Origin of the sequence: Achromobacter sp. UBA2119 (assembly GCF_002331005.1) — a bacterium.
In the GTDB taxonomy this organism is placed as follows: domain Bacteria; phylum Pseudomonadota; class Gammaproteobacteria; order Burkholderiales; family Burkholderiaceae_B; genus Achromobacter; species Achromobacter animicus.
Genome location: NZ_DCYD01000009.1, coordinates 36,466 through 51,446 on the forward strand (window position 1 = coordinate 36,466; position 14,981 = coordinate 51,446).

14 protein-coding genes are annotated in these 14,981 nt (G+C 67.3%); 4 read left to right on the plus strand and 10 right to left on the minus strand.

Going from position 1 to position 14,981, the window contains the following annotated elements; genetic code table 11:
* The first annotated feature begins 35 nt into the window (after positions 1 to 35).
* From argA to B3098_RS05345, 3 genes are all read left to right on the plus strand, one after another.
* On the plus strand, positions 36 to 1,394 hold the full coding sequence (gene argA / locus B3098_RS05335; protein ID WP_175125729.1) for an amino-acid N-acetyltransferase: 1,359 nt from the start codon (positions 36 to 38) through the stop codon (positions 1,392 to 1,394).
* Between the two features lie 104 nt (positions 1,395 to 1,498).
* On the plus strand, positions 1,499 to 1,771 hold the full coding sequence (locus B3098_RS05340) for an oxidative damage protection protein (RefSeq protein ID WP_105238082.1): 273 nt from the start codon (positions 1,499 to 1,501) through the stop codon (positions 1,769 to 1,771).
* Positions 1,772 to 1,916: 145 nt separating this feature from the next.
* Positions 1,917 to 3,869 carry a phosphocholine-specific phospholipase C gene (locus tag B3098_RS05345; protein ID WP_286892235.1) on the plus strand — a complete coding sequence of 651 codons (1,953 nt, stop codon included), beginning with the start codon at positions 1,917 to 1,919 and terminating at the stop codon, positions 3,867 to 3,869.
* A gap of 21 nt (positions 3,870 to 3,890) precedes the next feature.
* Here the strand turns inward: B3098_RS05345 and phoU are convergent, their stop codons facing one another.
* The 5 genes from phoU to rmuC all read right to left on the minus strand — a co-directional run bounded on the left by phoU (position 3,891) and on the right by rmuC (position 10,243).
* A complete protein-coding gene (gene phoU, locus B3098_RS05350) occupies positions 3,891 to 4,619 on the minus strand; it encodes a phosphate signaling complex protein PhoU (RefSeq protein ID WP_175138741.1) in 729 nt (242 codons plus the stop codon).
* 164 nt (positions 4,620 to 4,783) lie between these two features.
* Positions 4,784 to 5,464 carry a ribose-5-phosphate isomerase RpiA gene (gene rpiA / locus B3098_RS05355; protein WP_286892238.1) on the minus strand — a complete coding sequence of 227 codons (681 nt, stop codon included), beginning with the start codon at positions 5,462 to 5,464 and terminating at the stop codon, positions 4,784 to 4,786.
* Between the two features lie 39 nt (positions 5,465 to 5,503).
* Positions 5,504 to 7,168, minus strand: a complete 1,665-nt coding sequence (locus B3098_RS05360) for an isovaleryl-CoA dehydrogenase (RefSeq protein ID WP_279975648.1) — start codon at positions 7,166 to 7,168, stop codon at positions 5,504 to 5,506.
* A gap of 50 nt (positions 7,169 to 7,218) precedes the next feature.
* On the minus strand, positions 7,219 to 8,787 hold the full coding sequence (locus B3098_RS05365; RefSeq protein ID WP_286892240.1) for an amidase: 1,569 nt from the start codon (positions 8,785 to 8,787) through the stop codon (positions 7,219 to 7,221).
* A gap of 70 nt (positions 8,788 to 8,857) precedes the next feature.
* Positions 8,858 to 10,243, minus strand: a complete 1,386-nt coding sequence (gene rmuC, locus B3098_RS05370; protein WP_175125740.1) for a DNA recombination protein RmuC — start codon at positions 10,241 to 10,243, stop codon at positions 8,858 to 8,860.
* Between the two features lie 132 nt (positions 10,244 to 10,375).
* Between rmuC and B3098_RS05375 the strand changes: the two genes are divergently transcribed.
* Positions 10,376 to 11,074: a PhoP regulatory network YrbL family protein gene (locus B3098_RS05375; RefSeq protein ID WP_246282971.1), complete on the plus strand. Its 699-nt coding sequence runs from the start codon at positions 10,376 to 10,378 to the stop codon at positions 11,072 to 11,074.
* On the opposite strand, the gene B3098_RS05380 is transcribed toward B3098_RS05375, so the two are convergent.
* Genes B3098_RS05380 through B3098_RS05400 form a run of 5 tightly spaced genes read right to left on the minus strand, consistent with a single transcriptional unit; the run spans position 11,071 to position 14,980 of the window.
* Positions 11,071 to 11,817 (minus strand): DNA-3-methyladenine glycosylase, encoded by a 747-nt coding sequence (locus B3098_RS05380; protein WP_286892245.1) that lies wholly within the window; start codon positions 11,815 to 11,817, stop codon positions 11,071 to 11,073. The genes B3098_RS05375 and B3098_RS05380 overlap by 4 nt on opposite strands.
* Positions 11,786 to 12,142, minus strand: coding sequence for an arsenate reductase (locus B3098_RS05385; RefSeq protein ID WP_286892247.1), 357 nt, complete (start codon positions 12,140 to 12,142; stop codon positions 11,786 to 11,788). The genes B3098_RS05380 and B3098_RS05385 overlap by 32 nt, the downstream gene beginning before the upstream one ends.
* On the minus strand, positions 12,139 to 12,948 hold the full coding sequence (locus tag B3098_RS05390; protein ID WP_056567137.1) for an ABC transporter permease subunit: 810 nt from the start codon (positions 12,946 to 12,948) through the stop codon (positions 12,139 to 12,141). Before B3098_RS05390 ends, B3098_RS05385 begins: the two co-directional genes overlap by 4 nt.
* Positions 12,945 to 13,856, minus strand: coding sequence for an ABC transporter permease subunit (locus B3098_RS05395; protein WP_175125746.1), 912 nt, complete (start codon positions 13,854 to 13,856; stop codon positions 12,945 to 12,947). Before B3098_RS05395 ends, B3098_RS05390 begins: the two co-directional genes overlap by 4 nt.
* On the minus strand, positions 13,853 to 14,980 hold the full coding sequence (locus B3098_RS05400; protein WP_175138744.1) for an ABC transporter ATP-binding protein: 1,128 nt from the start codon (positions 14,978 to 14,980) through the stop codon (positions 13,853 to 13,855). Before B3098_RS05400 ends, B3098_RS05395 begins: the two co-directional genes overlap by 4 nt.
* Position 14,981: the final 1 nt, after the last annotated feature.

Consider the following 14,981-nt stretch of genomic DNA (forward strand, 5'->3'; position numbering starts at 1 on the left):
CCCGCGACCCATAGGATTGTTAAGCAACTCACACCATGCCCGACCTGGAACCAGACACCGTCTCCGCCCTTGAAGCCCCTGAATTCGCCGCCGCGCAGTTTGTGCGATGGTTCCGAGACGTGGCCCCCTACGTGCACGCGTTCCGAGGCAAGACCTTCGTGGTGGCGTTTGGCGGGGAACTCGTGCAGGCGGGCGCGTTGAACGCCCTGGTCCAGGATCTGTCCCTGCTGTCGTCGCTGGGCATCCGGCTGGTGCTGGTGCACGGCTCGCGGCCCCAGGTCAACGAGCAACTGCGCCTGAAGGGCTACACGCAGCAGTTCGACCGGGGCCTGTCCCCTACCGACGCCGCCGCGCTGGAATGCGCCAAGGAAGCCGCCGGCGAGATCCGCCTGGACATCGAAGCCGCTTTCAGCCAGGGGTTGCCCAACACGCCCATGTCGCACGCGCACATCCGCGTGATCTCCGGCAATTTCGTCACCGCGCGTCCCACGGGCGTGCTGGATGGCGTGGATTACAAGCACACCGGCCAGGTGCGCAAGATCGACATCGAAGCGCTGAAGTTCGCCATCGAGAAAGGCTCGTCGGTCGTGCTGCTGTCGCCGCTGGGGTTCTCGCCCACCGGCGACGCCTTCAATCTGGCGATGGAAGACCTGGCCACCAGCGTGGCCGTAGGCCTGCGCGCCGAAAAGCTGATCTTCCTGTCCAGCTCGCAGGGCGTGCTGAACGACGATGGCACGCTGGACACCGAACTGGCGCGCGTGGATGCTGACGCGCTGCTGGCGGGCGGCGAGCTGGACGAAGAGACCCATTCCTTCCTGCAGTACGCCTCGCTCGCGGTCAAGCGTGGCGTGGCCCGCGCCCACCTGCTGCCGTTCGAGCTGGACGGCAGCGTGCTGCTCGAGATCTTCACCCACGACGGCGTGGGCACCATGGTGGTCGAGGACACGCTGGATGACCTGCGCCCCGCCACCATCGACGACGTGGGCGCCATCCTCAGCCTCATCGAGCCGCTGGAAGCCGACGGCACGCTGGTGCCGCGTCCGCGCAGCGTGGTCGAGCGCGACGTCGAAAACTTCACTGTGCTGGAGCACGACGGCGTCATCTACGGCTGCGCGGCGCTGCATGACTTCCACGACGAGCAGATGGCCGAAATGGCCTGCCTGATCGTGCATCCCGAGTGGCAAGGCTCCGGCGAAGGCGAGATCCTGCTGCGCCACATGGAATCGCGCGCCCGCGCGCTGGGCGCCAAACGGCTGTTCGTGCTGACCACGCGTACCTCGCACTGGTTCATGAAGCGCGGTTTCGTGCAGGGCGGCATCACCGACCTGCCCCGCGAAAAGCAGAACAACTACAACCGCTCCCGCAACAGCCTGGTGTTCATCAAGAAGCTCTGACACCGGCCTGCGGCGAGATTCCGCGGTAAGCAAGAGGGGCTTGGCGCCCGACGCACGCCAAGCCCGCTAAAATGTGGCGTTATTCATTTTTCCGGCAGCGAACCATGGCCCGTATCGTCAACTGTGTGAAACTGAAACGTGAAGCCGAAGGGCTGGACTACCCGCCCTACCCCGGCGAAGTCGGCACCCGCATCTGGCAGAGCATTTCGAAGGAAGCGTGGGAAGACTGGAAAGGCGTGCAGACCCGCCTGGTGAACGAAAACCGCCTGAACCTGGCCGACGCCCGCGCACGCAAATACCTGCAGCAGCAGATGGAGCGTTTCCTGTTCGAAGACGGCAGCGTCGAAGCCGACGGCTACGTTCCTCCCTCGGCCTGATCCGCCCCCGCCGCGCCTTCGGGCATGCGGCACGGCAAAGCCCCTCGCACGCGAGGGGCTTTGTTTTTGCGGCGCGCCGATACGCACCGCCAGCGTGCAGGCGAAGGCCTTAAGATTCAAGGTTGCAGACCGTATTAAAGCTGTCATGAAAGAAGAATCGCGCCCGCCCCTCCACCCGGACCCGTCCCCTGTCATTGCGCGCGCGCTGGCGATCGAACCCGACCGCAAGACCGGCACGCTGCAGGATGTGCGGCATGTCGTGATCCTGATGCAGGAGAACCGGTCCTTCGACCATTACTTCGGCACGCTGCCCGGCGTGCGCGGATTCGCCGATCCGCATCCCGTGCCCACGCGCGCGGGCACGGTGCTGACGCAGACCGATGGCAACGCGCATTGCCGCCCCTACGATTTGCAGACAGAGGTCGCCAGCGACAAGCCGGTCGGCTACATCACGCCGCACACCTGGGACGATTCGCAGCGCGCCTGGAACGACGGCCGCATGGATCAGTGGCTGTCCGCCAAGAGCCGGCTGGGCATGGGCGCCTACCGCAGCGCCGACGTGCCGTTTCAGACCGCGCTGGCCAATGCCTTCACGTTGTGCGATGCCTATCACTGCTCGGTCCAGGCCGGCACCAACCCCAACCGGCTGTTCCTGTGGACCGGCACCAACGACCCGCAGGGCGCGGCCGGCGGCCCCGCGCTGGTCAACACCTACGACCGGCTGGGTCCGGCGGGTGAAGGCTATTCCTGGACCACATACCCCGAGCGTCTGCAGGACGCCGACGTGACCTGGTGCATCTACCAGGACATGGCGGACAACTACAACGACAATCCGCTCGCGGGCTTTCAGCAGTACCGACGGCAGCATGCGGGCAACATGGACAACGCCCCGCTGCGCGACCGCGCGCTGGCCACGCGCACGCTGGACGATCTGGCGCGCGACGTCGCGGACGGCACGCTGCCGGCCGTGTCGTGGATCATCGCGCCCACGGCGGATTCGGAACATCCCGAGGTCTCGTCACCTCGCCAGGGCGGCGCCTACACCGAGCGCGTGCTGGACATTCTGACGGCGCATCCCGACACATGGAGCCGTTGCGTCCTGTTCGTCACCTACGACGAAAACGATTGCTTCTTCGACCACGTGCCCCCGCCCGCCCCGCCGGCGCGCCACCCGGACGGCGAGTCGGGCGGCCTGTCCACCGTGGAACTGGATGGCGAATACCACGACGCGCGCCGTGGTCCCAGCGCGTCCACGGCCGACGATCCGGCCGGGTTGTACGGACGCGCCTTCGGCCTGGGCCCGCGCGTGCCGATGCTGGTGGTCTCGCCCTGGAGCCGCGGCGGCTGGGTCAATTCGCAGGTGTTCGACCACACGTCGGTCATCCGATTCCTGGAAACGCGCTTTGGCGTGGCCGAACCCAACATCAGCCCCTGGCGCCGCGCAGTGGCGGGCGACCTGACGACGGCCTTCGATTTTGCCGGCGACAGATGTTCGCATCACCCCGACAGCCACCGCCACGCGTGTCCCCTGCCCTACGTGCTGGAAGCCGTGGGCAAGATCACGGCCGACGGCCACCATTACCGCCTGACGCTGCGCAACCCGGGCGGCGCGGGCGCCGTGCTGCATGTCTACGACCGCCTTGCGCTGGCGCATCCGCCCCGGCGCTACACGGTGGGCGCGGGCGCGCGTCTGGATGACGGATGGAGGCTGGCCGCGGGTGGCGCGTACGATCTCTGGCTGTTGGGACCGGATGGCTTTCACCGGGCGTTCCGCGGCGATGCGCAGGATGCGGGCACGCTTGAAGCGCAGCTCGTGCCCGTGACCTCGGGCCTGCGCCTGCGGCTCGTGAACCACGGCGACATGCCGCAGCCGGTGAGGGTGGAGTCGCGCATGAACGATGGCTGGCGCGCGATGGCCCACGTGCCCGCGGGCGGCGCGGTCGAGCTCAAATACGCCGGCTGCGAGGGTTGGTACGACCTGGAAGTGGGTGCGCCGGCGATGCCGGCCTTTGGACGCCGGCTGGCGGGCCGCATCGACGCGGGCAAGCCGGGGGTGCCGGATCCCCGGCTGTGCCAGGGAGCGGCGCTGCCGCTGTGAAGCGGCAGCCGGTCTTTCTGTTTACTGCTCCGAGGTGTCCTCGGTTTCTTCTTCGCCGCGCGCCAGGCGCTCGGTGTTCTTCACGCCGGTGTGGCGCACGTCGGCGCCCTTGACCATGTAGATCACGCGTTCGGACATGTTCTTGGCATGATCGCCGATGCGCTCAAGCGCGCGGGCGATGAAGATCATGTCGATGGCGCGTGAGATCGTGCGGGGATCTTCGATCATGTACGTGATCAGGTGACGCAGCGCGCCCTTCCATTCCTTGTCGACTTCCTTGTCGCTGCGCACGACGGCGGCGGCCTGGATGGGGTCGAGGCGGGCAAACGCGTCCAGCGCCTGGTGCAGCATGTTGCGCACGTTGGCGGCCATGTGGCGCAGTTCGATCACCGGAATGTGGCGCAGTTCGCCTTCGTGGACGCGACGGGCGACGGTGGCGACCTTTTCGGCTTCGTCGCCGGAACGTTCCATGTCAGTCAGCATCTTGGACACGGCCATCAGCATGCGCAGATCGATGGCGGTGGGCTGGTGCCGGGCCAGGATGCGGCTGATGCTTTCGTCGATCTCGACTTCGTGGCGGTTGACTTCCTTTTCCCGCTCGCGAACCTTTTCAACCAGCGACATGTCGCCGCTGGCCAGCGCGTCGATCGCTTCCTGGATCATGGCTTCCACCACGCCGCCCATTTGCAAGAACTGCGAACGGACGCTTTCCAGATCGGCGTCGAACTGCTTGTTTGTATGCTCCGTCATCCGGGCTCCCTGCGTGGTTGATCTCATTGCATTGCCCCGAAAGTAGAGAGGTTACGAGATGGGCCTGCACAACCCGCAAGGTTATGACCCAAGTGTGACAGGATTATGAATGCGGGCCTCGCGCCCCGCAAGACGGAGCGGCGGGACCCGCATCACAACCGGACTCAGGCGCGGCGGTCCAGGCGGCGGATGCCGTTCTGGGTGGCCAGCAGCGCCACGTCGGCGCCGGACAGCGCGAACAGGCCGCAGGTCACGACGCCCGGCAGGTTGTTGACGATGGCCTCGAACGCGGGCGCGTCAGTGATGGAAAGACCCGACACGTCCAGGATGATGTTGCCGTTGTCGGTGACGAAGCCCTCGCGCAGGCGGGGCTGGCCGCCCAGCGCGGTCAGTGCGCGGGCCATGGATTCGCGCGCCATCGGGATGACCTCGAGCGGCAGCGGGAACTTGCCCATCGTTTGGACCAGCTTGGATTCGTCCGCGATGCAGATGAAGCGCTCGGCTACCGAGGCCACAATCTTCTCGCGCGTGAGCGCGCCGCCGCCGCCCTTGATCATGTGCAGATCGGCGTTGATCTCGTCGGCGCCGTCCACGTAGATGGGCATCGTGGACACGTCGTTCAGATCCAGCACTTTGAGGCCGTGGCCGGCCAGGCGCGCCGCGCTGCGCTCGGAGCTGGCGACCGTTCCGCCGATGCGGCCCTTGAATCGCGCCAGGCCATCGATGAACAGATCGGCGGTGGAACCGGTGCCCACGCCGATGATGACGTCAGGGCCGGCGACCTGTTCGACGAATTCCAGGGCCGCGTCGGCGGCTTGCTGCTTGAGTTCTTGCTGGGAGAGCATGGCGGTAGAAGTGCGGAAAAGTTGCTTGAGCCGGGAAATTTAGCACGCGGCGATGGCGGGCCAGGCGCGCGACAGGATGGCCTGCGTGTCGACGCCGGCGGCCAATTCGCCAAAGATGCCTGACGCTTCCTGCAGGCGGCTGCCGACGAAGGCCTGCGCCACCGCGCCGGGCGCGTGCTCGATGAGCAAGGCGGCCTGCCACAGGCGCGCCAGACCGGCGGCGATGCGACGCGCCTGGAATGGCGCCTGCTCGCCATCGGCCAGCAGCGCGCGCCAACGCGCCAGCGCCGCGTCGAACTCCCGGTGTTGGCCGGCGGCGCGGGCGAATTCCGCGTCCAGCGCCGGCAGCGCGTCAGGCTCGCGCTGCAGCGCCCGCAGCACGTCCAGCGCCATGACGTTGCCCGAACCTTCCCAGATGGAATTGACGGGCGTTTCCCGGTACAGGCGCGGCATCGGCCCTTCTTCGACGTAGCCGTTGCCGCCCCAGACCTCCATGCACTCGGCCACGGCGGCGACCGCGCGCTTGCAGACCCACAGCTTGGCGGCCGGCGTGCCGACACGCACCAGCGCGCGCGCGGCCGCGTCGCTGCGTTCGTCAACAGCCCGCGCCAGACGTAGCGCCAGCACCATGGCCGCTTCGCTTTCGAGCGCCAGGTCGGCCAGCACGTTGCGCATCAGCGGCTGTTCGATCAGCGGTTTGCCAAATGCCTGACGATGCCGCGCATGATGCGCCGATTGCGCCAGCGCCTGGCGCAGCAGCGCCGCGCTGCCCAGCACGCAATCGAGCCGCGTGGTGCCCGCCATTTCCAGCAGCACGGTCAGGCCGCGGCCGGGTTCGCCGACCATCACGCCCCAGGCGTCTTCGAATTCGACTTCCGAACTGGCGTTGCTCCAGTTGCCCAGTTTGTCCTTCAAGCGCCGCACGCGCACGGCATTGCGCGGGCCATCCGGTATCCAGCGGGGGACGAAAAAGCAGCTCAGCCCCTCATCGGTCTGCGCCAGCACCAGATGGGCGTCGGCCTGCGGCACCGAAAAGAACCATTTGTGTCCGACCAGCTGATAGGCGCTGCCGCGCCCTGGCGCGCCCAGCGGCGAGGCACGGGTGGTAACGGCGCGCAGGTCGGAGCCGCCTTGCTTTTCGGTCATGCCCATGCCGATCAGCGCGCTGCGCTTGGCGGTGAGCGGCGCATCGCTGCCATCGAAATCCCGGGCGTAGAGCGCAGGCAGCCACTGGCCCGCAAAGTCCACGACGCCGGCAGGCTCGCGTTGCAAGAGCGGAACGGCGGCAAAGGTCATGGTGGTCGGACAGAGCGTGCCGGCCTCGACCTGGCCCTGCATCAAGTAGGCGGCGGCACGCGCCACCTGCGCGCCCGGCGCGGGCTGCATCCACGCGCGGCTATGCAGGCCGCGCGCCATGATGCCGCTCATCAGCACGTTCCAGGCGGGGTGAAAGTCGATGCGGTCCACCCGATGGCCGGCCCGGTCGTAACTGACCAAACGTGGCGGACAGCGGTTGGCCTCGGCGCCCGCGGCCAGCGTCTGCGCGCGGCCCAGCCAGGCGCCATGCGCGGCGAGGTCGCCCGCCCACGCTTCGGCGCCCTCGCGGCGCACGGCCTCGCGCAGCGCCGGATCGGTGTCGTACAGGGAATAGTCTTCCAGGGGCGGCACCTGGTTGAACACGGTATGCGTCGCGAACGATGACATGGAGTCTCCCTGGTTCGAACGGCCGCGGCGGCGCGGGTTGCCCGCAGCCGCTACCCGGCCATGGGCGCGGTCAAGGGCCAGGGCCGCAGCGCTTCGACCTGCGCCGCCAGTTCCAGCAGCTGCGCCTCGGCGCCCAGCGGTCCCATCACCTGGATGCCGATGGGCAGCCCGTCCGCGGACATGCCAAACGGAATCGAGATAGCGGGCATGCCGGTCAGGTTCGCCAACGGCGCGAAGGGCGAATAGCCGATGACGCCCTTCTTGCCCAGACGGTAGGCCAGATAATCGGCGTTGTCCATGGCGTAGCGGCCGATGGGCGCGGGCGGCAACGCCAGCACCGGACTCAGGAACAGGTCATAGCCCTGGGCGCCATCCCGATGCAGGAAACGCCCGATGCGGCGGGTGATCTCGTGGCAGGTGTCGACGCAGGCCACATACTGCGCACCGGAGATCGCGCGGGCATATTCACGCGCGCCGAGCGTGGTGGGCTGCAGTTCGTCAGCGGCCAGGCGCCTGCCGCGCGCGGCCACGAAGCTGTCGATGGCGTTGGCGGCCGCGCTGGCGATCAGCGGCAGCATCGGCGACAGGACTTCCTCGGAGCCGACGGGCGGTGCCTCCTGCACCAATTCATGCCCCAGCGAGGCAAAGAACCGGGCCGCCTCGTCCAGCGTCGCGGCAACATCCGGATGAATGGCCTCGCCTTCGTACGTGGTGTTGATGAAGGCAATGCGCCGGCGCGGCGCCGCGCTCGGATCGGCGGCAACCCGGGCCACCACCCCGCGATAGGACGCCGCGGGCGGGACGGGTGCGGCATAGGGCGCACCCACGTCGGCGCCCGCGCTGATGTCCAGCGCCGCCGCGCAGTCGCGCACGGACAGGGTCATCATGTGTTCGGTGGCCAGGCCGCCCCAGCCTTCACCTTTAAGCGGACCGAGCGGCATGAGGCCGCGCGAGGGCTTCAGGCCCAGCACGCCGCAGCACGACGCGGGTATGCGGATCGATCCGCCGCCATCGCTGCCATGCGCGATGCGCACCATGCCGCTGGCGAGCGCCGCGCCGGCGCCGCCGCTGGAGCCGCCCGCGCTGTGGCCCTTTTTCCAGGGATTCTGCGTGGCGGGGCCATAGACGGGCGACTCCGTCGTGGGGCTCAGGCCCAGCTCGGCGCTGGTGGTGCGGCCGAACGGAATCAGCCCGGCGCGCCGGTAACGTTTGACGATGTCCCCATCGAGGTTCCACGTGACCTGGCCATACAGCACGGACCCCATCGCGCTGGGCAGGCCGATGGCCGCCGTGGCGAGGTCCTTGAGCAGGGTCGGCACGCCGAGGAACGGCCGATCGCGCAGCATGGCGAGGCGCTGTTCGGGCGTCAGCGACGCCAGTTCGTCGTCCAGCGCCTGGGCCAGCCGCAGCCCGGCTTCGGCCTGCACGCCGCAGGCGGCATTGATGGACGGATTGCGCACTGCGACGCGCTCGACCGCCTGCTGCATGGCAGTCAGCGCGGTGGTGGCGCCTTGGGCGATGTCGGCGCCTAGCGCCGTCGCGTCGAGAGAAGAGGAATCATGGCGTTCGGCGATGCTCATGCTGACGATGCTCCAGGTATCGACGGCGAAGTGCCGCATGCATGAGGATATCGGCAGTCAAGGCGGCCAACAAGCGCGCCCGGCGACGGGCGCGCCCCAGCTTGCCTGTTCAGACGGCGCCGGCCGACGGCGCGCGGGGTTCCTCGGCGTCGTCGTCCTCGGGATCGGCGGCGTCCGCCGACGCCCCGCCCAGCAGGCGCAGCGCATCGGCTTCCGGCAGCGCTTCAACGCCCTTCAGGTTGCGCAGCATGGCGCGGGTGCGCACCTCGGTCTGGCCGATCTTGTTGCTGGCGGTGTCCAGGGTCTTCTTGACGCTGGCCAGCGATTCGCCGAACTTGCCAAACTCGGTCTTGACGGCCCGCAGCACCTGCCACACCTCGGAGGAACGCTGTTCGATCGCCAGCGTCCGGAATCCCATCTGCAGGCTGTTCAGCAGCGCGGCCAGATTGCTCGGGCCCGCCACGTTGACGCGCAGGTCGTGCAGCTTGTCCAGCAGGCCGGGGCGGCGCAGCACCTCGGCATACAGGCTTTCCGTGGGCAGGAACATGATGGCGAAGTCGGTCGTGTGGGGCGGCGCGATGTACTTGCCGGCAATCAGCCGCGCCTGGACCTCGACCGCGCGGCCCAGTGCGGCCCCGGCCACCTTGACGCCCTCGGCGTCGGCCGCTTCCTGCGCGTCCATCAGGCGCTCGTATTCTTCCTTGGGGAACTTGGCGTCGATCGGAAGCCAGACCGGATCGCCGCCGTCGCCACGCCCCGGCAGCCGGATGGCAAATTCCACGGCCGCGTCGCTGCCCGGCACCGGCTTGACGTTGCTGGCGTACTGATCGGGCGTCATGTTGTCTTCGATCAGGCGCGCCAGTTGCACTTCGCCCCACGTGCCGCGGGACTTCACGTTGGTCAGCACGCGCTTCAGGTCGCCCACCCCGGCGGCCAGCGCCTGCATTTCACCCAGCCCCTTGTGCACGGCTTCCAGGCGGTCGGACACCAGCTTGAAGGACTCGCCCAGCCGCTGCTCCAGCGTGGCATGCAGCTTCTCGTCCACGGTGCGGCGCATTTCGTCGAGCTTGGCGCTGTTGTCCGACTGCAGGGATTGCAGGCGCTGATCCACCGTGGCGCGCACTTCCATCAGGCGCCGTTCGTTGATCTGGATGAGGCCCTGCAATTGTTCCGAGAAGCCGGCGGCAAAGCGCGACAGCGATTCGGCGGATTCGGCCCGGGCGGCCTGCGCATCGCGCGACAGGCCGGCACGCAGATCCCCGTGCGACTGCGCCAGTTCCTGCCGCAGCGCGCGTGTGGATTCGGAAAACTCGCTGCGCAGGCCGCGCTGGCCTTCGGCGATGTCGGCGCGCAGCGCGCGCTCGGTGCGCTCCAGTCCTTCCAGCAGGGCGTCCAGTCGGGGATCGGTGGCGGACGGGCGCAGCCAGGCCAGCACGGCGGCCACGAAGGCCAGCACGGCGCCGCCGGCGGCGACCCAAAGCAGAATATCGTTCAAGAAAGGCGTCTCCAAAGCGCGAATTGTAGGTCCCATTCCGCCCCCCTTTCCAGCCTGCTCAGCCAGCGTGAAGGCGCGGCGGGAGCAAGAGGATTAAACTGGCGGCCATCTGCATGGATACCCCTCGCTTCTTTGAACTCCGCCGACCGCTCCGCCTGCACGCCTGCCGTCTCATTCCAGTCCGTGTTCGGACCGCTGAACCTGGATTCGGCAACGCCGCTTGCCACGGGCGGAGACCGGCACATTTTCCAGCACCCGCACTCGCCCGCCCTGCTCGTCAAGGTCATGGACATGCGCGCGCGGGCGATCTACCTGGAAGCGCGGCCGTTCAAGCGCTGGTACAAGCAATATCAGCGCGAAAGCGCCTACCGCGTGTACCTGAACGAGATCTCGGAATACGTCACCACCACGACGCGCCCGTCCGGCGTGTGGCAGGTGCCCATGGCGCGCATCGTCGGGGTGGCGCAGACCTCGCTGGGCCTGGGGCTGGTGGTCGAAAAGATCACCGACGAAGCCGGCAACATGGCGCCGACCGTGACCGATCTGGCCATGAAAGGCCTGCTCGACGATGCGCTGAAAGCGCAGCTCGATGCGTTCTTCGATGATCTGGCCGATGCGCACGTCGTGGTGCACGACATGTCGACCAGCAACATCGCCGTGGGCCTGAACGCCGACGGCAAGAAGGGGCTGTACCTGATCGACGGCTTCGGCGTGCTGCCGCTGATCCCGTTGTATGCGTGGAGCAAGCGCCTGAACCGCCGCCGCCTGCAGCGCAAGTACGCCGAACTGCGCGAATCGCTGGCCCGGCGCATGCGCGAAGCCGGCGTCTAGCCGCCGGCCGGCGCCTCGGGCAGCACGATGCCCTGCCGGTCCACCCACACGTAATCCTGTCCCGCGCGCTGCCCGCGCCGCAGCGGGTTACGCGTGCAGAACGCGGCGTAGGCCGGGTCCACGAAACGGTAGCTCAGGTGTTCGTCGCGCCCCGCCGGAATGCCCAGCCGCGTGGTGCAGATGAGATACGGCGGCGACTCGCCCACGTCTTCCACGTACAGGGCCTCGGGATCGAAACGGCGGGCGTCCCATTCAGGCACTTTCAGGCCCAGCGACCGGCACAGCAGCGTCTGGCCCGCGCAAAGCGCGCCCAGCGCCCGGGGCCGGCCTTGCGCATCGGGGTTCAGTTCGCGCATCCGTTCAAGCGACTCGGGGCCGGACAGCGCGTCGGTCCACGGATAAGCCGATTTGATCAGCACCGCATTGCCGGGGCCGCCCGCGCTGAAGTTCAGCGAATCGCCCCCGCGGGCGTAGTACATGTAGATGGTGCCGCCGTCCATGAACAGGGCGCGGCGCTTGTGGGTGTACCCCAGCGAGGCATGGCTGCCCCGCTCTTCCAGGTAGTAGGCCTCGGTCTCGATGATGCGGGCCGACAGCCACAGGCCGCCGACCCGGTGGCGGATCACCTTGCCGGGCAACTCGCGCGCCAGCTGAGCCGCGTCGCGGTCGAAGAAGGCGTCCGGCAAGGCCTGCCCGGCCCCGCCGCGGGCCTCAGGCGAATCGTTCGCCGTAGCGCTTTTCACTGAAACCAACACTCACCTCGCCATCCGGCGTGACGGTGACCGGACGGCGCACCAGGGCCGGGTACTCGGCGATCAGCTTGGTCCACTGGGCGTCGGTATGGGCGGTCTTGCGGTCCTCGGGCAGGTTGCGCCAGGTCATCGAGGCGCGGTTGACCAGCTTTTCCCAGCCGCCGACCTGCTCGGCCCAGGACTTGAGCGTGGCGGCCGGCACCGGATCGTCGCGGTAATCGACGAAGGCGTGGTCGACGCCATGCTCGGTCAGCCAGTCACGCGCCTTTACGCAGGTGCTGCACTTGGTCAGGCCATACAGGGTGGTTTGCGTCATTTGGATTCGGACTCCTTGCGCCATTGCATGCGGTTGGCGAGGATCACGCACGTGCCCACCGCCAGGATGAACAGGGTGGCCAGCGCGTTGATCTCGGGCTTGAGGCCCAGCCGCACCCGGGAGAAGACCTCCATGGGCAGCGTGCTGGAGCCGGGGCCGGACAGGAACGACGCGATGACGACGTCGTCCAGCGACAGCGTGAAGGACAGCAGCCAGGCCGACGCCAGCGCGGGCGCAATCAGCGGCAGCGTGATCTTGAAGAACACGGTGATCGGCGTGGCGCCCAGGTCCAGCGCGGCTTCTTCCAGCGAGCGGTCCAGGTCGCGGATGCGGGTCTGGATGACGACAGCCACGAACGCCATGCACAGCGTCACGTGCCCCACCCAGATCGTGAACATGCCGTTCTGCTCGGGCCAGCCCAGCGCACCGCGCACCTCGACGAACATCAGCAGCAGCGAGATGCCCAGCACAACTTCGGGAATCACCAGCGGCGCGCTCAGCATGCCGACATACAGCGCAAAGCCGCGGAACCGGCCCATGCGTCCCAGCACATAGCCCGCCCAGGTGCCGATGACGACGGCCGCGGTGGCCGTCAGCACGGCAATGCGGAACGACAGCCAGGCGGCGCGCAACAGCGCGTCGTCATTGACCAGCGAGTGATACCAGCGGAACGAAAACCCGGTCCACGACGTGACCGAGGGCGACTCGTTGAACGAAAACACCATCAGGCTGAGGATGGGCACGTACAGAAAGAAGTAGCCCAGCCCCAGCACCACGGCGCGCAGCGTCTTGTTCGGACCGTTCATTTGCGGTCTCCGCCCTGCTGCTTGACCTGGCTGTACTGGAAGTACACCAACGGCACGAGCAGCAGCAACACCATCACGCACGTCACGGCCGACGCCATCGGCCAGTCGGCGTTGTTGAAGAATTCATTCCACATCACGCGGCCTATCATCAGCGTGTTCGCGCCGCCCAGCATTTCGGGGATCACGTATTCACCGACGGCCGGAATGAACACGAGCATCGCGCCCGCGATCACGCCCTGGCGCGACATCGGCACCGTGATCTGCCAGAACGCCTGCCACGGCCGGGCGCCCAGGTCATAGGCGGCTTCGAGCAGGCGCAGGTCCATCTTCACCAGCGTCGCGTACAGCGGCAGGATGAAGAACGGCAGGTAGGCATAGACCATGCCGATGTACACGGCCAGGTCGGTGCGGTAGATCTCGAGCGGACTGGAGATCAGGCCCAGACCCTGCAGCAGGTTGTTGAGCAGCCCGTCGTTGCGCAGGATGCCCACCCAGGCATAGACGCGCAACAGCAGCGATGTCCAGAACGGCAGGATCACCGCCAGCAGCAGCAGGTTGCGCACGCGCGCCGACGACCGGGCGATGTAGTACGCAATGGGGTAACCCATCAGCACGCAGACGAGCGTGGTGATGCCGGCGATCTTCACCGAGCTGAGGTACGTGCGGAAATACTGGTTTTCCGTGAACAGCAGGATGTAGCCGCGCAGGTGCAGGCTGAACTGGATCGCCTCGTCCTGAAACTGCGCCAGCGATGTGTACGGCGGAATGCCGAACTTCATTTCGGCAAAGCTGATCTTCAGCACCAGGAGGAACGGCAGCAGCAGAAACAGCACCAGCCAGGCGAACGGCGGCACCACCGCCAGGGCCCTGCCCGACGGGAGCCACTCGCGGGGCGAAAAGCGGATCATGACGCAAGCACCGTTGCGCTGTCGGCGTCCCAGCTCACGAAGATTTCTTCGTCGATGCCCGGCGCGTCCATCTGGGCCAACAGGCGGCTGGGCACGCTGGCCTCGACCGTCTTGCCGGAGTCCAGGCGGATCTGATACAGGGCGTAGCTGCCCATCCAGGCCATGTGGCTGACCATGCCGTGGGCCCAGTTGTATTCGCCGTCCGGTTGTTCACGCGAGACCAGCAGGCGCTCGGGCCGGATGGAGACGTGCACTTCCATGCCCAGGGGTTCGCTGACCCCGTGGTTCACGAAGAGCGGACGGGTCAGTTCGTCGCATTCAATGGCCACATGATCGGGCTCGTCGACGACGATGGTGCCCGTGAACATGTTGGTCGACCCGATGAAGCTGGCGACAAAGCGCGAGTTCGGGAAGGCATACACGTCCTGCGGCGTGCCGCACTGGACGATCTGGCCTTCGGTCATGACGGCCAGGCGGTGCGCCATGGTCATGGCCTCTTCCTGGTCGTGGGTGACCATGATGCAGGTCACGCCGACCTGTTCCAGGATCTTCACGAGTTCGATCTGCGTCTTCTGGCGGATCTGCTTGTCCAGCGCCGACATGGGTTCATCAAGCAAAAGCAGCTTGGGACGCTTGACCAGGCTGCGCGCCAGCGCCACGCGCTGCTGCTGCCCGCCCGAAAGCTGGTTGGGCTTGCGGCGCGAATAGCCCGCCATCTGCACCAGGTCCAGCGCCTCGAACACGCGATCATGGATTTCGGCGCGGTCCACGCCTTCCTGCTTCAGGCCGAAGGCCACGTTGGCCTCGACCGTCATGTGCGGGAACAGCGCGTACGACTGGAACATCATGTTCACGGGCCGGCGGTACGGCGGCACGCTGGTGATGTCCTCGCCGTCCAGCAGGATCTGGCCCGAGGTCACTTCCTCGAAGCCCGCCAGCATGCGCAGCAAGGTGGACTTGCCGCTGCCCGAGCTGCCCAGCAGCGCGAAGATTTCGTTTCGCTTGACGGACAGGTTGACCGAACGCACGGCCACCACATCGCCAAAGATCTTTACCACATCGGAGACCCGGACGAACTCGTCCGGGTCCGCCGCGTGCTGCGCCGAGTAACGGCTATCGTTCATG